Below are 20729 nucleotides of genomic sequence, written 5' to 3'. Positions count from 1 at the left end.
CCTAGCAGGCCACAGCAAGCGGGGACGCTAGGGCCGCTTTCCCGTATAATCCTCGCTCCCGCAAGCCCCCATAACAAGCGAATAGATTAGGCCCGATGAGCGTTAAACCAACCGAAAAAGTCACCCCGATGATGCAGCAGTACCTGAGCATCAAAGCGCAATATCCGGATATGCTGGTGTTCTATCGCATGGGCGACTTCTACGAACTGTTCCATGCCGACGCAGAAAAAGCCGCGCGCATACTGGGCATCACACTGACGGCGCGCGGCACTTCCGGCGGCCAGCCCATCAAGATGTGCGGTGTGCCGTTCCATTCGCTGGAAGGCTATCTGGCCAAACTGGTCAAGATCGGCGAATCCTGCGCCATCTGCGAACAGATCGGCGATCCGGCCACCAGCAAGGGGCCGGTAGAACGCAAGGTGATGCGGGTGGTTACACCGGGTACGCTGACCGACGCCGACCTGCTGCCGGAAAAAGCCGAACGCCCGCTGCTGGCCATGTGCATCGTCAGCCAGCGCAAGGTCGCCACGGCCGGTCTGGCATGGCTATCACTGGCCAGCGGCGCGCTGCGCCTGATGGAATTCTCCGGCGATAGCCACACCGTGGCCACCCGCATGCAGCAGGAACTGGAACGTATCGCACCAGCCGAAGTGCTGCGCGGCGATAGCGCCGACCTGTTCGAAAACGAACTGCCCTGCCACGTCAATCGCGTGCCGGACTGGCACTTCGATATCGTCAGTGGCCAGAAAGCGCTGCTCGACCAGCTAGGCGTCGCCACCCTGACGGCATTCGGTGCCGACGGCCTCGGTGCCGCGCTGGGCGCAGCCGGTGCACTGCTGCGCTATGCTCAATCTACCCAGGGCCGCGGCCTGCAGCACGTGCGCAGTCTGACGACGGAAACGGAAAACGAATTCATCGGCCTCGACGCCGCCACGCGGCGCAATCTGGAACTGACGGAAACCATCCGCGGTCAGGAATCGCCCACCCTGTTCTCGCTGCTCGACCACTGCCGCACGGCCATGGGTTCGCGCCTGCTGCGCCACTGGCTGCACCATGCACGGCGCGATCAGGCCATCGCCCGCGCCCGTCAGCAAGCCATCGCCGCGCTGGCGCAAGCGGATGTCACGGGCGCACTGGCACACACACTGGCACAGGTGCCGGACATCGAACGCATCACCACCCGCATCGCCCTGCTGTCGGCACGCCCACGCGATCTGGCCAGCCTGCGCGACGGCGTCAAGCAACTGCCGGATCTGCGTCACAGCATGCGGCGCGCGCTCAGCGATCGCCACGGCCTGCTGGCCGCCATCGATGCCGATCTGGCCACGCCAGAGGCCTGCCTCGATCTGCTGCAACGCGCTATCGCCGAAGAGCCGGCCGCCATGGTGCGCGATGGCGGCGTGTTTGCACGCGGCTATGATGCCGAGCTGGATGAACTGCGCGCGCTGTCGGAAAACGCCGGCCAGTTCCTGATCGATCTGGAGACGCGCGAACGGGCCCGTACCGGCATCGCCAACCTGCGCGTCGAGTACAACAAGGTGCACGGCTTCTACATCGAAGTCACCCACGGCCAGACCACCAAGGTGCCGGACGACTACCGCCGCCGCCAGACCCTGAAAAACGCCGAACGCTACATCACGCCCGAACTCAAGGCATTTGAAGACAAGGCCCTGTCGGCGCAGGACCGCGCACTGGCACGCGAGAAGATGCTGTACGACCAGCTGCTGGCCGAACTGGCACCGTTCATCGGCACGTTGCAGAGCATCGCCCGTGCGCTGGCGCAGATCGATACCCTCAACGCGCTCACCACCCATGCGCTGCGCCACAACTGGTGCGCCCCGCAACTGGTGGACACACCGTGCCTGAACATCATCGAAGGGCGCCATCCGGTCGTAGAAAACCAGATCGAGCGCTTCATCGCCAACGATTGCCGCTTCAGCGACGAACGCCGTCTGCTGCTGATCACGGGCCCCAACATGGGTGGTAAATCCACCTTCATGCGGCAGGTCGCGCTGATTACCCTGCTGGCCTATGTGGGCAGCTACGTGCCTGCCACCAGCGCCACCATCGGCCCGATCGACCGCATCTTCACCCGTATCGGCGCCACCGACGATCTGGCTGGCGGCCGTTCCACCTTCATGGTGGAGATGACGGAATCGGCGGCGATTCTGAACGGCGCCACAGCGCAGTCACTGGTGCTGATGGATGAAGTGGGCCGTGGCACCTCGACCTTCGACGGTCTGGCACTGGCATGGGCGATTGCCCGTCACCTGATCGATACCAGCCGCAGCTTCTCGCTGTTCGCCACCCACTACTTCGAACTGACCCAGCTGCCGGAAAGCCATCCCTCGGCCGCCAATGTGCACCTGTCGGCCGTCGAGCACAAGGACAGCATCGTGTTCCTGCACGCCGTGCAGGAAGGCCCCGCTTCCCAGAGCTACGGTCTGCAGGTGGCCCAGCTGGCCGGTGTGCCGCAGCCCGTCATCAAGGCCGCGCGCAAGCATCTGGCGCGACTCGAGGCGCAGGCGCTGGACGCCACACCGCAACTGGATCTGTTTGCCGCCCCCGTCAACGATGCCGACGACGAGGAAGTAGCACCGGCAGCTGCCGATCCGGCGGCACAGGCGCTGCTGGAAGCTGTAGACGCCATCGATCCGGATGCCCTCACCCCGCGCGAAGCACTGGAGCAGCTGTACCAGCTCAAACGCCTGTCGGCAGCGGTGCAGGCATGAAGCGGCGGCGGTGCCCGGCGCGCGCGCAGCAAGCCGCAGTGGCGATGCTGAGCGCACTCGCGCTGGCGCTGCCGTCGTTCACGGCCAGCGCCAATCCGGCTTCGCCTTTCCAGTTCAGCGTGATCGGCCACAGCTTCAAAAGCGGCGCCGACGAAGCACCGCTGCGGCAGGCCATCGCCAGCGCCAGCCAGCAGGCGCCAGCCTTCATCGTGGCCACAGGCATCAAGTCCAGCAGCGAACCGTGTAGCGACCATCTGTATGCCCAGCGCCGCGCCCTGTTCAACGACAGCAGCGTGCCGCTGGTGCTGTCACTGGCCGGTAGCGACTGGAGCGCCTGCCAGAATTCGGCCGGCCGCTCGGCCGCCATCGAACGCCTGAACCGCGTGCGTGAACTGTTTTACGGCGATGCCGAATCACTGGGCCAGCGCCACCTGACGCTGACGCGCCAGTCCGGCACGGCCAAGTTCCGCAGCTACGCGGAGAACGCCCACTGGCAGGTGGGCAAAGTGCTGTTCGCCACCATTAATCTGCCCGCGAATAACAACCACTACCGCGCCGAAGCGGGCCGCAACAGCGAGTATGAAGACCGGCTGGTGGCCAATCGCGCGTGGCTGAACCGGCTGTTCTCACTGGCGCAGCGGCAGAAGCTGCAGGGGCTGGTGCTGTTTTCCGATGGCGCCGTAACAGCGCCGGAAGCGGGTCTGCTGTCGCTGCTTCCGAGCTTCCGCAACAAGCAGGATGGCTTTGCCGAACCGCGCCGCCAGATCCATACGCTGGCAGAAAAATTCAAGGGGCAGGTCTTGCTGATCGATGCGCAAGGCAGCAATGGCGGCGAAACCGTCATCAACTGGCGTGGCAATGTGGGATATCTGAGTCTGGCCACGGCGTGGACCGAAATCGGCGTCAGCGCGGCAAATACGACGCTGTTCAACGTGCGCGCTAGCAGCGCCGATGTAACGCCATAAAGAACACAGCCAGATCAAGTCCATCTGATCTGGCTGGCTGCAGGCACCTGCAGCCAGGCGCCCTCTCTACAACAATTAGTGGATCGGGTGGATGGCGACGTGATCGCCTTCTTCACCGGCTTCGTCGTCGTCATCGTGGTGATGGCCGTGCGCACCGTGCACGTGGCCGTGGGCGATTTCTTCATCCGAAGCAGCGCGCACATCCACCACCGACAGGCTGAAACGCAGAGCAATACCGGCCAGCGGGTGATTACCATCCAGCACCACTTTGTCATCGGCGATATCGGTCACGGTGAAGATCATCGGTTCTGCATCTTCATCGCTATCCGGCATACCTTCGAACTGCATGCCCACTTCCAGTGGCTCTGGCAGACGGTTGCGCTCTTCCACTTTCACCAGTGCCGCGTCGTAGTCGCCGAACGCATCTTCCGGCTCGATCTGGATGATGGAGCTATAGCCCACATCCTTGCCATCAAGTTCTTCTTCGATCTTCGGCAGGGTGTTTTCATAGCCGCCGTGCAGGTAGACCATAGGCTGACTGCCATCTTCGATCAGGTTGTCCTGGGCATCGGTCAGTTTGTAGTTCACAGTTACGACCGTATTCTTGGCAATCTTCATGGGAATTCCTTTCTTAATTAACCCCGTGATTATACCCTGTCTCACCGCCGCCACTCCCCATAACAGCCGTTCCGCGCGGCGCATGGGTATAATGCCGTATGAAAAAATTACCTCTCCTTGGCGACATCACGCCTGCGCAGTTCCTGCGCGAATACTGGCACAAGAAACCTCTGCTGATCCGTAACGCCGTGCCCGGCTTCAAGCCGCTGCTCAGCGTGGAAGCACTGGGTAAACTGGCTGCTACCAACCATGCCGAATCGCGTCTGGTGACGAATGTGGACGGCAACTGGAACCTGCAGCATGGCCCGCTCGAAGCGCTGCCGCCGATGAGCCAGAAGGAATGGACGGTTCTGGTACAGGGCGTCAACCTGTTCGATGACAAGGCCGATGCGCTGTTACGTCAATTCCGTTTCATTCCCGATGCCCGTCTGGACGACCTGATGGTCAGTTTCGCCACCGATGGCGGCGGTGTCGGCCCCCACTTCGATTCCTACGACGTATTCCTGCTGCAGGCGCAGGGTCAGCGCCGCTGGCGCATCGGCGCGCAGAAAGATCTGACGCTGGTGGAAGGCCTGCCGCTGAAGATACTGGCGAACTTCGTACCGGACGAAGATCTGGTGCTCAATCCGGGCGATATGCTGTACCTGCCGCCGCACTGGGCGCACGACGGTATCGCCATCGGCGACTGCCAGACCTATTCCATCGGTTTCCGCCAGCCCTGCTATCAGGAACTGGGCGAAGCCTTCCTGCAGTTCATGGCCGATTCGATCGACCTGCCGGGCCGCTACAGCGATCCGGACCTGAAACCGCAAAACAAGCCGGCCGAGATCCCTCGCCCTATGCTGGACACCCTGATCGAAGAAATCAGCAAAGTGCGCTTCACCGACGAAGACATCACCATCTTCCTGGGCGAATACATGTCCGAACCCAAGCACAATGTCTTCTTCACGGGTCCGGCCAAGCCGCTCACGTTCGGCAAGTTCAGCGACAAAGCCAGCCAGAAGGGTTTGAAGCTGTCACGTAAGACGCAGATGCTGTATCGCGGCAAACACGTGTTCATCAATGGCGAATCCTTCGGCGTCGGCAAGGCCGACCGTGTCACGCTGGAACTGCTGGCCAATGAACGCCGCCTCGATGGCGCCGCTTTCAGCGCTGCCTCGGACGACGTGCTGGAAGCCCTGTACACCTGGTATCAGGACGGCTGGATCGAACTGCTGTAAGGAGGCAAAATGGAGGCACTGCATACCCCGTTCGACACGCGCAGTGCCTTCCAGCAGCATCTGTCCAGTTGCATAGGCGCTGCACAGCACACGCTTTGCCTGTTCGATCCCGACTTCGCCTGCTGGGAGCTAGGCAATAGCAGCATGGATGCAGCGCTGCGCCGCTTCCTGCACGGCGGTGGCCAGCTCCAGCTAGTGGCCCATCAGGGCCAGCCACTGGAGCGCACCGCACCGCGTTTCCTGCGCCTGATCCAGGCTTACCAGCATCGCGTCGCCCTGCGACGCACCCATCCCGCACTGCGCCAATTAACTGACTCGTTCTGCCTTGCCGACCAGAGCCATCTGGTGCGGCGTTTCCATTCCGATCATTTTCGCGGCGAATACAGTGTGAATGACGGGTCCGAAGTGAAAATCTATCACGATCGCTTCATTACAATTTGGTTAGATTCAGCAGCAGGACTGCTAGCCGGCGCAAGCGAAATTTGAGCATTTTCCCTGTAGAATAAGGCAGTTCGATGCCAATTCCGCGCAAGATGGCGACACTGGGCTTTAGGTCATCATTTGCAATGTTACGGTAACGCAAATAATTGACCGAAACGTCCGTTCGTCCTATTGCGACGCAGTAAAAATCGCTATAATATTTCGTTAGGAAGTTTCCGTTGTCTGGTAGGCACCTTACTAGGTACGAAAGCCTTCGAAGACGACCTAAAATAGAGCGATAATTACCGGTAATTATTAATCGCAACATTGTGTTTAATTTGAATTAACTAAGGAAAACCCATGAAAAAGTCCCTGCTGATCGTTTCCCTGCTGGCTGTTGCTCTGGCTGCTTGCTCGAAAAAAGAAGAAGCTCCTGCTGCTCCAGCTCCAGTAGCTGCTCCTGAAGCTGCTGCTCCAGCCGCTGCTCCAGCTGCTGCTCCTGCTGCTTCGGACGCTGCTGCTGCTCCAGCTGCTGCTCCAGCCGCTTCGGACGCTGCTGCTGCTCCAGCCGCTGCTGCTCCAGCTGCTTCGAAGTAATCAGCTCGATAAAAAAACCGGCCTGCGGGCCGGTTTTTTTTCGTCTGTCACTTTTAAACCGCTGTTATTAGCGCTGTTTAAAATAAAAAAACCGGCATATTAATATGCCGGTTTTTTATTAGGCCGGAGAATACCGGCGCTAGCAATATTACTTCAGCTGTTCATGCAGCAGCGTCAGAATCTTCTCGGCTACCGGGCCGCTATCGGCCTTACCCGCATTGTTCGCCACGGTTACCACGCTGGTGTTGCCTGCACCGGCCTTCACCAGAATGCGATAACGCTGCGCTTCCTTGTCTGCTTCCGACGAACCCCAGCTGAACAGCTTGGAGAAGAAGCCTTTGCTTTCGCCGTTATCATCCACATAGCGCACGAAGTAAGTACCTTGGGTACGGTCACGGTCTTCCACCGTAAAGCCGGCACGGTCCAGTGCCAGACCGACACGGCGCCATGCGCGATCAAAGCCCTCATCCACCTGTACAGCGCGGTCGGCAGCACTGCCCACCAGCACAGCGTGCTGCACCTGTGCAGTGGCATTTTCAACCGTCGTACGGGCTACTGCCACTTCGCTCACATTGCCCAGCTTGGTCATCAGACGGGCCAGGAATTCGGCTTCCAGACCGGGATCATTGGCACCCGACGTCCACGAGGTGGTTTCGTTCTGCGGGCCAGTGACCACTTCTTTGGCGCTGCGGTGGCTGATGTAGATCTCGCTGCTGCCATCGGCGCGACGTTCGATACGGGTGCGGAATTTATCCCGCTCGCCGCTCGAATACAGCGAATCGAACACTTTGCCCAGCGTATTGCGGATGAAGTCCTGTGGAATCTTGGCACGGTTCTCGTTCCAGTCGGTTTCCATCAGGCCGGCAGTCGGCATTTCCTTGGCCAGTACAAAGCCCGAATCTTCCCAGAACTGCTTGAGTTGCGGCCACAGCTGCTCTGGCGTCTGCTTGACCACCAGCCAGCGCTGGTTACCATTGCGTTCCACCTTGATATCGCCCAGTCCGGAAACAGCCACCGTACCGGCCGCTGGCGTGCCCGGCACGATAGCGGCCGTATTGGCGCCATTGCCGCGCGAAGCGTTGTAACCCGACGCGGTGGCGATGCCATTGTTCGAATCCGGCAGCGAATAGCGGTTATCTTTCTGCAATTGGGTCAGATCTGGCGGCACATCCAGCGTGCTAGCCTTTTTGGCGGACTTGTAGTCCACCTTGTCCGTACCGACCACGGAACCAATCATGCCGCAACCGGTCAGGCTAGCCATCAAGGCGCCCACCAGCACAGCGCGTTGCGAGGAAATAGAAACAGTCTTGCGATTAGTCATGTGGTAACTATTTAAAAAGCTGAATAGCAGCAAATCAAAAACGATCCGAACCGTCGTCGGGGCTAAGGTGGCGATATAAATTACAGTACGCCGGATTCTTTCAGCGCTGCACGTACGGCAGCGTGGCAATCCTGCGCCAGCGGTACCAGCGGCAGACGTATGCCAGCAGGCATTTTGCCCATTTCCGCCAGCGCCCATTTCACCGGCACGGGATTCGGCTCGATGAACAGCTTCTGGTGCAGCGGGAACAGTTTGTTATTCCATTCCAGCGCCTTGGCGATATCGCCGGCGATGGCGGCCTTGCACATTTCTGCCATGCCGCGCGGGGCCACATTGGCGGTCACAGAAATATTACCGGCGCCGCCAGCGAGCATCAGAGCCATGGCGGTCGGATCATCACCGGAGTACACGGCGAACGATTTCGGCGCCAGACGCAGCAGATCGTAGCCGCGGCCGATATTGCCGGTCGCATCTTTTACGCCGACGATGTTAGGGATTTCTGCCAGACGCAGGATGGTTTCGTTGCTCATGTCGGCCACGGTACGGCCCGGCACGTTGTACAGTATCACCGGCAGGTCGACCGCTTCGGCGATGGCCTTGAAGTGCTGGTACATGCCTTCCTGGGTAGGACGGTTGTAGTAAGGCACTACTTGCAGAGTAGCATCCGCGCCAGCTTCCTTGGCATAGCGGGTCAGCTTGATCGCTTCGGCCGTCGAGTTGGCACCCGCGCCGGCGATGATAGGAATACGGCCGCGCGCGTGGGTCACAGTGGCCTTGATCAGCGCGCAGTGCTCTTCCACACTGACGGTGGCCGATTCACCGGTCGTACCGGCGATAACGATGCTGTCCGTACCTTCGGCGATGTGCCAGTCGATCAGCTGATTCAAACCCTCGAAATCCAGACTTCCGTCTGCGTGCATCGGGGTGACGATTGCTACGATGCTGCCCTTAATCATAGGTAACCACTGCGTAAAGAATTAAAACAACGATTGTAGTCGATAGGTCGCTGCCGTGGTGCATTCGCGGCGACAAATCAACCGTCAAAATGGTGGCAATAAAGCCGCCATACGGGGGAATTCGGGTTGCACAGCGCAGAGTCGTTGCACCATAGCAGCTTTTGGCGTGTCGATCACACCTTCTTCATAGGCAACAACCTGCAAACCATGGCGCTGCGCCCAGCCCAGCAACTCGCCCGACTGTAACAGAAACGCGGGATTGCTAGGTTTGCCGAACTGTTCATTACCAACGGCAAACGTCTCGTAGATCAGCACGCCATTCGGCGCCAGACTCTCCAGCATGGCCGGCATCAGCGGCCGGTGCAGGTAATTGGTCACCACGATGCCGGCGAAGCGCTGGGGACCGAACGGCCATGGCGCCCCCGCCTCTTCCAGATCGATTTCGGTGGTGGTAATGCCATCGCCTGCCGCGGCCGCCAGCGCTGCCGGATCGCGGTCTACGGCAACCACAGCATGCCCCAGCGCGGCCAGATGACGCGCATGACGGCCATGGCCGCAAGCCAGATCCAGCACGGCGCCGCTCGGTATCAGCGGCGCATAGCGCTGCACCCATGGCGAGATCAGGTCGCTGCTATGGCTCATGTATAGGCCAGTCCCATGGCTTCGCGCACATCGCGCATGGTTTCCAGCGCCAGTTTGCGCGCTGCATCGTTACCGTCGGCCACGATGGCACGTACCAGCGACGGGTCGTCCAGATACTGCTGGGCGCGCTCGTGCATCGGCTCCTGTTCCTTGATGATCGCATCAATCACGGGCTGTTTGCACTCAATGCAGCCGATACCGGCAGATTTACATCCTTTTACCACCCATTCCTGCGTCGGCGTATCGGAATACACCTGATGGAACTGCCAGACCGGGCAACGGGCCGGATCGCCTACGTCGGTACGGCGCACGCGCGCCGGATCGGTCGGCATGGTGCGGATTTTCTTTTCCACCGAGGCTTTATCTTCGCGCAGAGCAATCGAGTTGCCATAACTCTTGGACATTTTGCGGCCATCCAGCCCGGGCAGGCGCGAGGCGGCCGTCAGGCGTGCTTGCGGCTCGACGAGAATCAGCTTGCGGCTGCCTTCCAGATAGCCGAACAGCCGTTCGCGGTCGCCCATGGACAGGCTTTGCGCATCGTCCAGCATGGCCTTGGCCTGTTCCAGCGCCTCTTCCTTACCCTCCTGCTGGTATTCGGTACGCAGTTCGTTGTACAGCTTGGCGCGTTTGCTACCCAGCTTTTTCACCGCTTCCTGCGCTTTTTCCTCAAAACCCTTCTCTTTGCCGTACATATGGTTAAAACGACGGGCAATTTCGCGCATCATTTCAATGTGCGGCACCTGATCTTCGCCCACCGGTACCTGACTTGCGCGGTAGATCAGCACATCGGCCGCCTGCAGCAGCGGATAGCCGAGGAAGCCGTACGTTGCCAGATCTTTGTTGGCCAGATTCTCGATCTGATCCTTGTAAGTGGGCACCCGTTCGAGCCAGCCCAGCGGCGTGGCCATGGACAGCAGCAAGTGCAGTTCAGCATGTTCAGGCACACGCGACTGAATGAACAGCGTGGCCTGCGACGGATCGATGCCGGCCGCCAGCCAGTCGATCAGCATATCCCAGGTGCTGCGTTCGATCACGCTAGGGTCATCGTAGTGCGTGGTCAGGGCATGCCAGTCGGCGACGAAGAACAGGCAAGGCAGTTCGGACTGCATCTTGATCCAGTTTTTCAAAGCGCCGTGATAGTGGCCCAAATGCATGGAACCAGTGGGGCGCATGCCGGAAACTACACGATCGGGGTACATAGAGGGCTCAGCGAAGTAAGAAAATCAGCGGGAACAGCAGCATGTGGAAGATACTCTGCAGAAGATGCATGCCGCCGACGAGGAAATCGGTCAGCAGGCCAAACTGCATCATCAGAATCAAGGCGATGAACACATACATGCCATAACGTTCAATTTGGGCATATTTACGCGCCATAGGCAGCGGCAGCATGCCAGTGACGATACGGCCACCATCGAGCGGCGGCAACGGGATCAGGTTGAATACGCACATGGCCGAGTTGACACCGATACCGGCCTTGCTCATTTCAATGAAGAAGTCATCCTGCGGGAAACCCAGCAGATAGGTCAGCAGCACCCACAGCGTCATCCAGCCCAGCCCCATGGCAAAGTTGGCCGCCGGACCGGCTGCCGCCACGAAGGCCATCTGCTTTTTCGGATTGCGCAGGCGGCCATAGTCCACCGGCACCGGCTTGGCATAGCCCAGGGCAGGCAGATGCAGCAGGCTCAGGATCAGGGGCAGGATAATGGTGCCGAACGGGTGGATATGGCGCAGCGGATTGAGACTCAGGCGGCCCTCGTTGGCGGCAGTAGGGTCGCCGAAATAGCGCGCCACGTAGCCGTGCGCCGCTTCGTGCAGGGAAATGGCAAACAGCACGGGGATCAGATACACCGTGATGGTTTGAATAAGACTGTCAGTTTCGTTCATGAGGGGGATTCTACCAGAGGGCGGACTCAGCCCAAGCAGTACCGTCAGGGGCCGGCACAGATACCCAGTTAATTACCAGACCATGCCAGTGCCAGCTTAGTTCTTGCTTAGTTCTTAGTCCATGCAGCCCAAATTAGACGATTGCGGCGTCACAGACCGAACATCGACGCATCGCCGCGGCCCTGCCGCACCAGTTCGGCCTGCGGCCCCGTCAGATCGATCACCGTGGTGGGTTCCATGCTGCAGGCGCCGCCGTCTATCACCAGATCAACCAGCTTGCCCAGCCGTTCGACGATGGCGTCGGCGTCATTGAGCGCTTCCGTCTCGCCCGGCATGATCAGCGTCGTGCCCAGCAAGGGCTGTTGCAGCACTTCCAGCAAAGCATGCACGATGGCATCTTCCGGCACCCGCAAACCGATGGTCTTACGGGATGGATGGCTGAGCCGGCGCGGCACGCACTTGGTGGCTTCGAGTATGAAGGTGAACGGCCCCGGCGTGGCCGCCTTGAGCAGACGGAACTGCTGATTATCGACCCGCGCATACACACCGATTTCACTGAGGTCGCGGCACAGCAGCGTCAGGTGGTGTTTTTCATCCACGCCGCGGATACGGCGCAGCCGCTCCACTGCCGCCTTGTCATCGAGATGGCACACCAGCGCGTAGCAGGAATCCGTCGGCACGGCGACGATGCCGCCATCGTGCACGATCTGCGCCGCCTGCTTGATCAGACGCGGCTGCGGATTAACGGGGTGAACCTGAAAAAACTGACTCATGATTGCGCTGGCTGTGGCCGCTGTGACGTAAGCTTAAGATTGTACGCTACGCAAGGCGGCAATACGCTGTTCGAACGGTGGATGGGTGGAAAACAGCTCGCTCCAGCCTGCCACATTGCTGATACCGGCCGCCGCGATCGATTGCGGCAATTCACCGGGCGTCATGCCGTTCAGGCGTGCCAGCGCATGCTGCATGGGCACAGTACTACCCAGCAGACGGGCCGAACCGGCATCGGCACGGAATTCGCGCTGACGCGAAAACCACGCCACGATCAGCGATGCCGCCAGACCAAAGATGATTTCGCACACAAATACGGTGATGGTGTAGCCGATGCCGGGACCACGACGTTCGCTATCGTCGTTCTTCAGCAGCATCTTGTCGACAAAGAAGCCCACCACGCGCGCGAGGAATACCACGAAGGTATTCACCACACCTTGAATCAGGGCCATGGTCACCATATCGCCATTGGCGATGTGCGCCACTTCGTGGCCCAGCACGGCTTCCACCTCATCGCGGTTCATGCTTTCCAGCAGGCCCGTGGAGACGGCCACCAGTGCCGAATTCTTGAAAGCGCCCGTGGCGAAAGCATTCGGCTCACCGTCGTACACCGCCACTTCCGGCGTGGCAATGCCGGCGCGCTGGGCCAGCGTGGCCACGGTATTCACCAGCCACAGTTCGGTCGAATTGGCGGGCGAGGTAATCACCCGGGCACCCGTCGACCATTTGGCCATGGGTTTGCTGATCAACAGAGAGAAGATGGCACCAGTAAAGCCCACCACCAGCGAAAACGCCAGCAGGCTGCCCAGTTGCAGCGTATTGCCACTGCCGGGACGGCCAATACCCAGCAGCGATAGCACGATGGAGAGCACCAGCATCACGGCCAGATTGGTCAGAATAAACAGGACGATACGTTTCATTGCGAAGTCTCCCAAGGGGATCAAGGAATTAAGGAATCAGGCGCGCCCGATAGATATGACCAGTCCGGCTGGATTTCAAGTGGTGGCGCGACATTTAGAACCAGTCATGCCAGACCGGTGTAACGCCCGACGGTAGCGGTGGCAGCAGGGCAAAATCCACCCGCGCTTCGCCCGGTGCATGGAAATCCGTGCCGCGCGAAGCGAGAAAACCGTAGCGTCGGGCCAGTTCCGCATATTCGGGATACTGATCCGGCGTATGGCTGCCCGTCACCACCTCGATGGCCGTGCCGCCCAGTTGCTTGAACTCGTCGAACAGCACGCCCTGCGCCATGTCGTTGAATTTATACCGGCCTGGATGGGCAATCACGGCAATGCCGCCCGCCGCACGAATCCAGCCCACGGCATCTTCCAGCGTGGCCCAGCGGTGCGGCACATAGCCCGGCTTGCCTTCCGACAGATATTTCTTGAACACGTCGGGGATGCTGGCGCACACGCCCTGCTCCACCAGATAGCGGGCAAAGTGGGTGCGCGACATCAGATCGGGATTGCCGACAAACTTCAGCGCCCCTTCATAGGCACCGGCAATGCCTACCTTGGCCAGTTCTGCCGCAATCTGGCGGCCGCGGTTGTCGCGGCCGGCACGCGTTGCAGCAAGGCCAGCACACAGCCCCGCATGGGTTTCATCAATCTGCAGGCCGACGATGTGCACCGTTTCCTTGGCCCACGTGATGGAAATTTCCACCCCGCTTACGAACTGCATGCCCAGCGCCTGCGCTGCGGCACGGGCTTCGGCCACGCCATCGACTTCATCATGGTCGGTCAGCGCCCACACATCGACACCGGCGGTGCGCGCCGTCTGCGCGACGGCAGCGGGTGCCAGTACGCCATCAGAAACATTGGAATGACAGTGCAAATCGACTTTTAACACTTTTGACATAAGGAGACATAAATCGCTGCAATGAAGCTTGCATTGTACGCCTCTTGCACATAATTCACTTAGCCTCCGTCATGCCATTAATCCTGCAGGAATTGCTCGATCAGACGGGCCAGCGCTTCCGGTTGGTCATGGTGCAGCATATGCCCCGCATCAGGCAGGATATGACGCTCAACCGCGCGCAAATGCCCCAGACGGAAATCCAGTTCCGTGCGTCCCTCGGCTTCGCCGCCCATCCAGCTCCACATATCGGTCTGCGCCGCTTCTACCCATAGTACGGGCGCCGTGATGGCGCTCCAGCAGGCCAGCACATCTTCCGAGTGATATGGCAATGGGCCATGCTGCTTGTGCGCCGGATCACCCAGCACTTCCCAGCGCCCCGGCGTGGTCTGTGCCGACCAGTGCTGCGCCAGAAACGCGGCGCGTTCGTTGCTTAGACGGGGATTGGTCTTCTGCAGGCGCGCCGCCACCTCGGCCTCGCTGGCGTAGGTACGCAGTGCCGGCGGCGTATGCAGGCCATCGAGCCATGCAGCATAGCGGCGCGGTGTCTGCTCCGGCTTGCTCGATTTGAGGCCGCCACCTTCCAGATTGATCAGCTTGCGTATCCGTGCGGGACGCGCGCCTGCGTACAGGCTGACCACATTACCGCCCATGCTATGTCCGAGCAGGTTGATGGCCTGATCCGGCGCGTAATGGTCGAGTATGGCGTCCAGATCGGCCAGATAATCAGGGAACCAGTAGGTATCGCTACCGCTGCGCTGGGACAGGCCGAAGCCGCGCCAGTCCGGCGCGATCACATGCCAGTCGCCCTGCAAGGCATCCACCACGAACTGGAAAGAGGCGCCCACATCCATCCAGCCATGCAGCATGAACAGCTTGGGCGCGCCCTCGCGGCCCCAGTGCCGCACGTGGCTACGCAGGCCGCGTATGGTCAGAAATTCGGATCGGGAAGGCGTATAAGTCATGGCAGTCCTTGAAAAGACGTAAATTGGCGCAATATCCCCCCGTAAGCAGGAAAAAACAGCTTGCAGGCGGCGCTGCAAAATAATAGCACGACCGTTCGATAGCTGCACAAGCGTAAAATAGCGACATTCTGGCGCGCCTGCACGCAGTCAGCGTCCTTCCGTACCCGCAACCCCAAAGGTTTCCAATGTCTATATATCAACTGGGCGAACACGCGCCCGAGATCGATGCATCGTCATTTGTTGCAGATACCGCCACCGTGATCGGCAAGGTCACTCTGCATGCCAACACCTCGGTGTGGTTCGGCGCCACCATCCGCGGCGATAACGAGCGCATCACCATCGGTGCCGGCAGCAATGTGCAGGAAGGCACGGTGATGCACACGGACATGGGCTACCCGCTGACGGTAGGCGAAAACGTCACCATCGGCCATCAGGCCATGCTGCACGGTTGCACCATCGGCGATGGCGCCCTGATCGGCATACAGGCGGTGATACTGAACGGTGCCAAGATCGGTAAAGGCTGTCTGGTCGGTGCCGGTGCGCTGGTCACGGAAGGCAAGGAATTCCCTGACAATAGCCTGATCATCGGTTCGCCCGCCAAGGCCGTGCGCACGCTGACGGAACAGGATGCCGCGAACATGCGCGCCAACGCAGAAAACTATGTACAACGCGGCCAGCTATTCAAGTCGCAACTGAAAAAGATAGGAACACCATGAGCAACACCGGTCAGGATACCCTGCAAAAATTCATCTTCGAGAACGCTGCCGTACGTGGCGAGCTGATCGACATTTCCGCCACGTGGCGCGAAGTGCAGACGCGCCAGCACTACCCTGCTCCCGTACGCAAACTGCTGGGCGAAATGGTGGCGGCGGCGGCGCTGCTATCCGCCAATCTGAAATTCAACGGCTCCATCATCATGCAGATTCATGGCGATGGCCCAGTGCGCCTGCTGGTAGTTGAATGCGATGCCGAACTGCGTCTGCGCGCCACCGCCAAGCTGGCACCGGATGCCGTGATTGGCGACGACGCTACCCTGACCGATCTGCTGCATGCACATGGCAAGGGCCGCTTCATCATCACGCTGGATCCGGCCGACAAGCTGCCGGGCCAGCAGCCGTATCAGGGCATCGTGCCACTGGACGGCGGCGACGTGGCCACCGTGATTGAAAACTATATGCTGCGTTCGGAACAGCTGGACACCAAGCTGTGGCTGGCAGCGGACGAGCAAAGCTCGCGCGGCCTGCTGCTGCAAAAGCTGCCGCTGCATGGCGGTACGGCCGAAGCCGCGCCTATCACGGCCGACGAAGCACTGGAAACCTGGAATCGCGCCGTGATACTGGGTTCCACCCTGAAGCAGGAAGAACTGCTGAACACCACCATCGAGGTGCTGATGCAACGCCTGTTCTGGGAAGAGACGATCCGCGTATTCGACCCTGTGCACCCAAGCTTCCACTGCAGCTGCAGCCGCGAAAAAGTCGGCAACATGCTGCAGATGCTGGGTCGCGAAGAAGTGGAAAGCGTGCTGGCCGAACAGGGTCAGGTCGCGATCAACTGCGATTTCTGCGGCCAGCACTACGCCTATGATGCCGTCGATTGCGCCCAGCTGTTCATCACGCCTAGCGAAGCGCTGCTGCCCGGCAGCGAGGCCAAGCACTAAGCATCAGTAGTCATCCTTATAAGCATCACCGGCGCGCCCGTTCGTGGCGCGCCACTAGTTCCACAATTTGGCGCAGCGCGTCTCCAGCACATCCACCTTGCCCACCAGCTTGACCGCGTTCACGCTGCGCACCAGATCCACCCGCTCGACGCAATCCGTGCGCAGCATGCGCTCCAGTGGCCGCGTACACACGGTCACACTGCCACCCGTGCTGGCATTGCAGGCAAAGCCTTCCGCCCGCATACGCACCAGCGCTTCTTCCAGCGTCATACCCGGCTGCACCGTCTGCGCCACGTAGTTGCTGAACGCGCCCTGATTCACCGTGGTGCAGCCAGCCAGCGCTGCTAATGCCAGCAAGCCGCACAGACCACGCCAGTGGCGTTTGTGAGTTCCCATCCCGCTCCCTTTCCGTACGTTCCTGTCGCGATACGGCAGTGTAGCGCAATCGCGTCACGCTCCGGTAATAGTTGGTCACTATCATTGCCGACGTTGCAATTTCCACCAACTTGTCTTGAAGGCTAATCATGAATCGATCCTTTTCCACCGTACGTTCGCTCGCACTGACCGTGCCCCTGCTGGCCATGGCGGCCAATGTAGCAGCTGCTGTCGCGGAATTTTCCGGCGAAGCGGCAGCGGCGAATGCCGTCGCTGCCGCCGCACTGGTCGCAGATAGTGGCGCCGGTGCTGCCTCCTTTGCGGCGGCCGATAGCGGCGCACAGAGCGCAGCCGATGCCAGCGTAGGCGCCATGGCCGCACCGATGGCCACGGTGGAAGTTTCGACCCGCAAAACCCGCTCCTCGGTAGCGCTGGGCAAGGCCGATATGCAGAAGATCCTGCCCGGCATCAACCCTCTGAAAGCGCTGCAGACCCTGCCCGGCGTAAGCTTCCAGACCGCCGACCCATGGGGTAATAACGAACAGAATCTGTCGCTGTTCATCCACGGCTTCAGCGGCCAGCAACTGGGCTACACCATGGATGGCGTGCCGCTGGGCGATCAGCAGTACGGCAATTACAACGGCCTGTCGCCACAGCGCGCGGTGATTAGCGAAAACGTCGGCCGCGTGATTCTGTCGTCCGGCGCCGGTGATCTGGCCACCGCCTCGACCAGCAATCTGGGCGGCACCATTGAAACCTTCTCCAGCGATCCGGCCAAGCAGCGCAATCTGGTCGTGCAGCAGACGGTCGGCAGCTACATGACTTCGCGCAGCTTCCTGCGCTACGACAGCGGCGAGTTCGGTAACGGCAACAGCGCCTACCTGGCGGCCACCCACCATGAACAGAAAGCCTGGGACTTCAATGGCCGTCAGGGCGGCAATCAGGTCAACGCCAAATTCATCCACAACGACGACGCTGGCAAGCTGACGCTGTACTTCAACTATTCGGACAAGATCGAACCGAACGAAGACGCTACCGTACACTCGGCCACGGAAAAATTCCAGCCTTACACCCGTCCATTCACCTATCCAGACTTTGCTGCAGCACTGGCCTACCTGTCCGCCACCGGCGCGACTCCTGCAGCAGACGGCAACAACTACCGCAACTACTACAGCGATGCGCAGCGTACCGACTACCTGACCTATGCCAAGTACGAAATGCCGCTGGGCGAAAACACCATCTGGTCGAATCAGATCTACTACCACAACGATGACGGCGTAGGCGTGGTGGTCGGCCCGATCGGCGTGGCCGGTCTGCCCGGTCTGTTCGCCGTGTACTACCCTAATCAGAATCTGAAACAGGTATTCGGCAATTCCGGCTACGCCACCCGCACCACCGAATACGCCATCAACCGCAATGGCTGGCTGTCCACCGTACGCAGCGAATTCGGCAACCACACCATACAGGGCGGCCTGTGGTTCGAGCATAACCGCTCCTCGGCCTATCGCCGCTGGTACGCGCTGGATGTGAACAATCCTAGCTCGCCATACAGCCGTCCTAGCAATCCGCTGATCACCCAATACGGCAGCGAGATCGACAACAAAGTCGTGCAGCTGCACCTGCAGGATGAATGGCGTATGGGGCCGGATCTGGCGCTGCAAGCCGGCTTTAAATCCAGCCTGCAGTTTGCCGATGGCCAGTTCCCCGTGCAACCGGCCAAAGGCGCGATTGCCAATGGCTCGCTGGCTCTGCCGGTCGGTAAGATCGATACCAAAAAATGGCTGCTGCCGCAGGTGGGCGCACGCTGGGATATCAGCGCGCAGGATCAGGCCTTCGTCAACGTGCAGAAGAATATGCGCCAGTTCGTCACCTACGGCGGCGGCGGTGCTTCGCCATGGAGTCTGGCCAGCCAGGCCGCCTTCGATCTGTTCAAGTCGACCGCCAAACCGGAAACCTCGATCACCTACGAACTGGGTCTGCGTAGCAGCCACAATGTCGATCTGGGCGCCATCAGCGCGTTCGATGGTCAGGTCAGCCTGTACCATGTGGACTTCAAGGACCGCCTGCTGACCATCAGCCCGACGCCAGTAATCACCTCCATCATCGGCGGTAATCCCGTGCTGGCCAACGTGGGTAGCGTGAAGACCAACGGTATCGACCTGTCCGGCACGGTGCACATGGGCCGCAGCTTCTCGCTGTATAACGCGCTGTCGTTCAACCGCTCGACCTATTCGGACAACTACAGCAACGGCAAGGATCTGGTGCCGACAGCCGGCAAATCGGTACCAGCCAGCCCAGAGTGGATGAACAAGACGGTGGCCACGCTGAATTTTGCCGACACCGAGTTCCAGCTGATCGGCGATTACGTGGGCAAACGCTACGCCACCTACACCAATGATCTGGATGTACCGAGCTACTTCCTGATGAGCCTTGGCGTGTCGGGCAAGCTGCCTTTCCTGAACAGCAATCTGGTGAAGAATGCCCGCTACCGTCTGAACGTCACCAATCTGGCCAACCGTGAAGGACCGCTGAATGTGGTGGTGGGTGCTGCCAGCGGTACGTACAATACCTATCCGATCGCACCACGTCAGGGCTTCCTGACTCTGATGGCAGACTTCTGATGAGTGAAATGAAACTGCATGCGCGCCTGTCACGGCGCGGCTTCCTCGCGGCGGCGGGCGCTACGGCCGGCAGCGCGCTGCTGCCGGCTGCGCCAGCCAGCGCTGCCGCGCAAGGCACGGCCAGGCCGCTGGTGTTCGGCCACCGCGGCGCCAGTGCGCTGCGCCCCGAGCACACGCTGGCCGCATATGCCAAGGCCATCGCCGATGGTGCTGACTATATCGAACCGGATCTGGTCAGCACCCGTGATGGCGTGCTGGTAGCGCGCCACGACGCCTACGTCAACGAAACCACCGACGTGGCGACAAGGCCGGAATTCGCCAGCCGCAAAACCCGCAAGACTATCGATGGCGAAACCCACGAAGGCTGGTTTGTCGATGACTTCACGCTGGCCGAACTGAAAACCTTGCGCGCCATCGAACGACTGCCGCAACTGCGGCCGCAAAGTGCCAGCTACAACGGCATGTTCCAGATCGTGACGTTCGAGGAGATCATCGACTTCGTGGCAGCGCAGGCGGCCACGCAAGGCCGTGTGATCGGCATCGTACCGGAACTGAAAAGCTCGACCTACTTCAGCAGCGTGGGACTGCCGCTGGAAGAGCGCTTCCTCTCCATTCTCGCAGCGCACGAGTACACGCGGCGCAATCCGGTGGAGATCCAGTCGTTCGAGGTGAGCAATCTGAAGTATATGCGTGGCAAACTGGGGCAGCGCGCTAACCTGCGCCTGATGCAACTAGTGGTGAACGAACCGGTACGGCCGATGGACGTGGCCAAGGCAGGTGGTACGCTGACCTACCGGCAGATGTGCACGCCGGCCGGTCTGCGCGACATTGCCGCCTACGCTGATGTAGTGGCACCACCTACCCGCGCCATCATCCCGCTGAACAAGGATGGCACACTGGGCAGCCCTACCTCGCTGGTAGAAGATGCGCACCGTGCTGGCTTGCGCGTGGAACCATGGACCTTCCGTCCCGAGAACCACTTCCTTGCGGCAGAGTTCCGCAGCGATGGCGGACCTGCGGCACGCCATGAAGCGGGTTCGATTGCGGAAATGCAGCGCTACCTCGCCACCGGCATCGACGGTTTCTTCACCGACGATCCGGCACTGGGACGGGCCGCCATCGGCGCCTGAC

At 60.4% G+C, this 20729-nt stretch carries 20 protein-coding genes; 9 read left to right on the top strand and 11 right to left on the bottom strand.

Features of this window, described 5'->3' with window-relative positions:
* Window positions 1-95 precede the first annotated feature (95 nt).
* The gene (mutS, locus tag ABNT42_RS06725; RefSeq protein ID WP_348695676.1) at window positions 96-2732 is read left to right on the top strand and encodes a DNA mismatch repair protein MutS; all 2637 of its coding nucleotides are present in this window, start codon (window positions 96-98) and stop codon (window positions 2730-2732) included.
* Between the two features lie 44 nt (window positions 2733-2776).
* Window positions 2777-3697, top strand: a complete 921-nt coding sequence (locus tag ABNT42_RS06720) for a hypothetical protein (RefSeq protein ID WP_348695675.1) — start codon at window positions 2777-2779, stop codon at window positions 3695-3697.
* A gap of 75 nt (window positions 3698-3772) precedes the next feature.
* Here ABNT42_RS06720 and ABNT42_RS06715 read toward each other — a convergent pair whose 3' ends face one another.
* Window positions 3773-4315, bottom strand: a complete 543-nt coding sequence (locus ABNT42_RS06715) for a peptidylprolyl isomerase (protein WP_348695673.1) — start codon at window positions 4313-4315, stop codon at window positions 3773-3775.
* 98 nt (window positions 4316-4413) lie between these two features.
* Here ABNT42_RS06715 and ABNT42_RS06710 point away from each other — a divergent pair, with 98 nt between their 5' ends.
* The 3 genes from ABNT42_RS06710 (at window position 4414) to ABNT42_RS06700 (ending at window position 6552) form a co-directional block, all read left to right on the top strand.
* Window positions 4414-5535, top strand: coding sequence for a cupin domain-containing protein (locus tag ABNT42_RS06710; protein ID WP_348695671.1), 1122 nt, complete (start codon window positions 4414-4416; stop codon window positions 5533-5535).
* 9 nt (window positions 5536-5544) lie between these two features.
* Entirely contained in the window at window positions 5545-6021 is a 477-nt protein-coding gene (locus ABNT42_RS06705) for a hypothetical protein (protein ID WP_348695669.1), read from the top strand.
* Between the two features lie 294 nt (window positions 6022-6315).
* On the top strand, window positions 6316-6552 hold the full coding sequence (locus ABNT42_RS06700; protein ID WP_155433359.1) for a hypothetical protein: 237 nt from the start codon (window positions 6316-6318) through the stop codon (window positions 6550-6552).
* A 148-nt stretch (window positions 6553-6700) separates the two neighbouring features.
* Here the strand turns inward: ABNT42_RS06700 and bamC are convergent, their stop codons facing one another.
* The 9 genes from bamC to ABNT42_RS06655 all read right to left on the bottom strand — a co-directional run bounded on the left by bamC (window position 6701) and on the right by ABNT42_RS06655 (window position 14945).
* Complete coding sequence (gene bamC / locus ABNT42_RS06695; protein ID WP_348696105.1) at window positions 6701-7813, bottom strand: outer membrane protein assembly factor BamC; 1113 nt, start codon at window positions 7811-7813, stop codon at window positions 6701-6703.
* 140 nt (window positions 7814-7953) lie between these two features.
* A complete protein-coding gene (gene dapA / locus ABNT42_RS06690) occupies window positions 7954-8829 on the bottom strand; it encodes a 4-hydroxy-tetrahydrodipicolinate synthase (protein ID WP_348695665.1) in 876 nt (291 codons plus the stop codon).
* 84 nt (window positions 8830-8913) lie between these two features.
* The gene (locus ABNT42_RS06685; RefSeq protein WP_348695663.1) at window positions 8914-9471 is read right to left on the bottom strand and encodes a methyltransferase domain-containing protein; all 558 of its coding nucleotides are present in this window, start codon (window positions 9469-9471) and stop codon (window positions 8914-8916) included.
* On the bottom strand, window positions 9468-10670 hold the full coding sequence (locus ABNT42_RS06680; RefSeq protein ID WP_348695661.1) for a tryptophan--tRNA ligase: 1203 nt from the start codon (window positions 10668-10670) through the stop codon (window positions 9468-9470). Before ABNT42_RS06680 ends, ABNT42_RS06685 begins: the two co-directional genes overlap by 4 nt.
* A gap of 7 nt (window positions 10671-10677) precedes the next feature.
* On the bottom strand, window positions 10678-11355 hold the full coding sequence (locus ABNT42_RS06675) for a site-2 protease family protein (RefSeq protein WP_348695658.1): 678 nt from the start codon (window positions 11353-11355) through the stop codon (window positions 10678-10680).
* A gap of 149 nt (window positions 11356-11504) precedes the next feature.
* Window positions 11505-12128 carry an L-threonylcarbamoyladenylate synthase gene (locus ABNT42_RS06670; RefSeq protein ID WP_155433354.1) on the bottom strand — a complete coding sequence of 208 codons (624 nt, stop codon included), beginning with the start codon at window positions 12126-12128 and terminating at the stop codon, window positions 11505-11507.
* A 33-nt stretch (window positions 12129-12161) separates the two neighbouring features.
* A complete protein-coding gene (gene htpX / locus ABNT42_RS06665) occupies window positions 12162-13046 on the bottom strand; it encodes a protease HtpX (RefSeq protein ID WP_348695654.1) in 885 nt (294 codons plus the stop codon).
* A 94-nt stretch (window positions 13047-13140) separates the two neighbouring features.
* Complete coding sequence (locus tag ABNT42_RS06660) at window positions 13141-13974, bottom strand: 3',5'-nucleoside bisphosphate phosphatase (RefSeq protein WP_348696104.1); 834 nt, start codon at window positions 13972-13974, stop codon at window positions 13141-13143.
* A gap of 86 nt (window positions 13975-14060) precedes the next feature.
* Window positions 14061-14945, bottom strand: coding sequence for an alpha/beta hydrolase (locus ABNT42_RS06655; RefSeq protein ID WP_348695652.1), 885 nt, complete (start codon window positions 14943-14945; stop codon window positions 14061-14063).
* Window positions 14946-15130: 185 nt separating this feature from the next.
* On the opposite strand from ABNT42_RS06655, the gene ABNT42_RS06650 reads away from it, so the two are divergent.
* Window positions 15131-15661, top strand: coding sequence for a gamma carbonic anhydrase family protein (locus tag ABNT42_RS06650; protein ID WP_348695649.1), 531 nt, complete (start codon window positions 15131-15133; stop codon window positions 15659-15661).
* Window positions 15658-16602 (top strand): Hsp33 family molecular chaperone HslO, encoded by a 945-nt coding sequence (gene hslO, locus ABNT42_RS06645; protein ID WP_348695647.1) that lies wholly within the window; start codon window positions 15658-15660, stop codon window positions 16600-16602. Before ABNT42_RS06650 ends, hslO begins: the two co-directional genes overlap by 4 nt.
* A 54-nt stretch (window positions 16603-16656) precedes the next feature.
* Here the strand turns inward: hslO and ABNT42_RS06640 are convergent, their stop codons facing one another.
* Window positions 16657-16998 carry a hypothetical protein gene (locus tag ABNT42_RS06640; protein WP_348695644.1) on the bottom strand — a complete coding sequence of 114 codons (342 nt, stop codon included), beginning with the start codon at window positions 16996-16998 and terminating at the stop codon, window positions 16657-16659.
* Window positions 16999-17126: 128 nt separating this feature from the next.
* On the opposite strand from ABNT42_RS06640, the gene ABNT42_RS06635 reads away from it, so the two are divergent.
* Together ABNT42_RS06635 and ABNT42_RS06630 are read left to right on the top strand one after the other, a co-directional pair.
* Window positions 17127-19598 carry a TonB-dependent receptor plug domain-containing protein gene (locus tag ABNT42_RS06635; RefSeq protein WP_348695642.1) on the top strand — a complete coding sequence of 824 codons (2472 nt, stop codon included), beginning with the start codon at window positions 17127-17129 and terminating at the stop codon, window positions 19596-19598.
* Window positions 19598-20728: a glycerophosphodiester phosphodiesterase gene (locus tag ABNT42_RS06630; protein WP_348695639.1), complete on the top strand. Its 1131-nt coding sequence runs from the start codon at window positions 19598-19600 to the stop codon at window positions 20726-20728. The genes ABNT42_RS06635 and ABNT42_RS06630 overlap by 1 nt, the downstream gene beginning before the upstream one ends.
* The last annotated feature ends 1 nt before the right edge of the window (window position 20729 follow it).

Origin of the sequence: Duganella fentianensis (genome assembly GCF_964031615.1) — a bacterium.
GTDB classification, from domain to species: Bacteria; Pseudomonadota; Gammaproteobacteria; order Burkholderiales; family Burkholderiaceae_D; genus Rugamonas; species Rugamonas fentianensis_A.
The sequence above is the reverse complement of the archived record's forward strand: the minus strand, read 5'-3'. Positions and strand labels throughout refer to the sequence as shown.

Bases quoted from the DNA above. Each gene is read 5' to 3' on its own strand.
- bamC (WP_348696105.1), bottom strand. From the start codon at position 7,813: ATGGCTAGCCTGACCGGTTGCGGCATGATTGGTTCCGTGGTCGGTACG.
- ABNT42_RS06700 (WP_155433359.1), top strand. From the start codon at position 6,316: ATGAAAAAGTCCCTGCTGATCGTTTCCCTGCTGGCTGTTGCTCTGGCT.
- ABNT42_RS06635 (WP_348695642.1), top strand. From the start codon at position 17,127: ATGAATCGATCCTTTTCCACCGTACGTTCGCTCGCACTGACCGTGCCC.
- ABNT42_RS06680 (WP_348695661.1), bottom strand. From the start codon at position 10,670: ATGTACCCCGATCGTGTAGTTTCCGGCATGCGCCCCACTGGTTCCATG.
- ABNT42_RS06655 (WP_348695652.1), bottom strand. From the start codon at position 14,945: ATGACTTATACGCCTTCCCGATCCGAATTTCTGACCATACGCGGCCTG.
- dapA (WP_348695665.1), bottom strand. From the start codon at position 8,829: ATGATTAAGGGCAGCATCGTAGCAATCGTCACCCCGATGCACGCAGAC.
- ABNT42_RS06640 (WP_348695644.1), bottom strand. From the start codon at position 16,998: ATGGGAACTCACAAACGCCACTGGCGTGGTCTGTGCGGCTTGCTGGCA.
- ABNT42_RS06670 (WP_155433354.1), bottom strand. From the start codon at position 12,128: ATGAGTCAGTTTTTTCAGGTTCACCCCGTTAATCCGCAGCCGCGTCTG.
- hslO (WP_348695647.1), top strand. From the start codon at position 15,658: ATGAGCAACACCGGTCAGGATACCCTGCAAAAATTCATCTTCGAGAAC.
- ABNT42_RS06675 (WP_348695658.1), bottom strand. From the start codon at position 11,355: ATGAACGAAACTGACAGTCTTATTCAAACCATCACGGTGTATCTGATC.
- ABNT42_RS06705 (WP_348695669.1), top strand. From the start codon at position 5,545: ATGGAGGCACTGCATACCCCGTTCGACACGCGCAGTGCCTTCCAGCAG.
- mutS (WP_348695676.1), top strand. From the start codon at position 96: ATGAGCGTTAAACCAACCGAAAAAGTCACCCCGATGATGCAGCAGTAC.
- ABNT42_RS06710 (WP_348695671.1), top strand. From the start codon at position 4,414: ATGAAAAAATTACCTCTCCTTGGCGACATCACGCCTGCGCAGTTCCTG.
- htpX (WP_348695654.1), bottom strand. From the start codon at position 13,046: ATGAAACGTATCGTCCTGTTTATTCTGACCAATCTGGCCGTGATGCTG.
- ABNT42_RS06685 (WP_348695663.1), bottom strand. From the start codon at position 9,471: ATGAGCCATAGCAGCGACCTGATCTCGCCATGGGTGCAGCGCTATGCG.
- ABNT42_RS06630 (WP_348695639.1), top strand. From the start codon at position 19,598: ATGAGTGAAATGAAACTGCATGCGCGCCTGTCACGGCGCGGCTTCCTC.
- ABNT42_RS06720 (WP_348695675.1), top strand. From the start codon at position 2,777: ATGCTGAGCGCACTCGCGCTGGCGCTGCCGTCGTTCACGGCCAGCGCC.
- ABNT42_RS06715 (WP_348695673.1), bottom strand. From the start codon at position 4,315: ATGAAGATTGCCAAGAATACGGTCGTAACTGTGAACTACAAACTGACC.
- ABNT42_RS06650 (WP_348695649.1), top strand. From the start codon at position 15,131: ATGTCTATATATCAACTGGGCGAACACGCGCCCGAGATCGATGCATCG.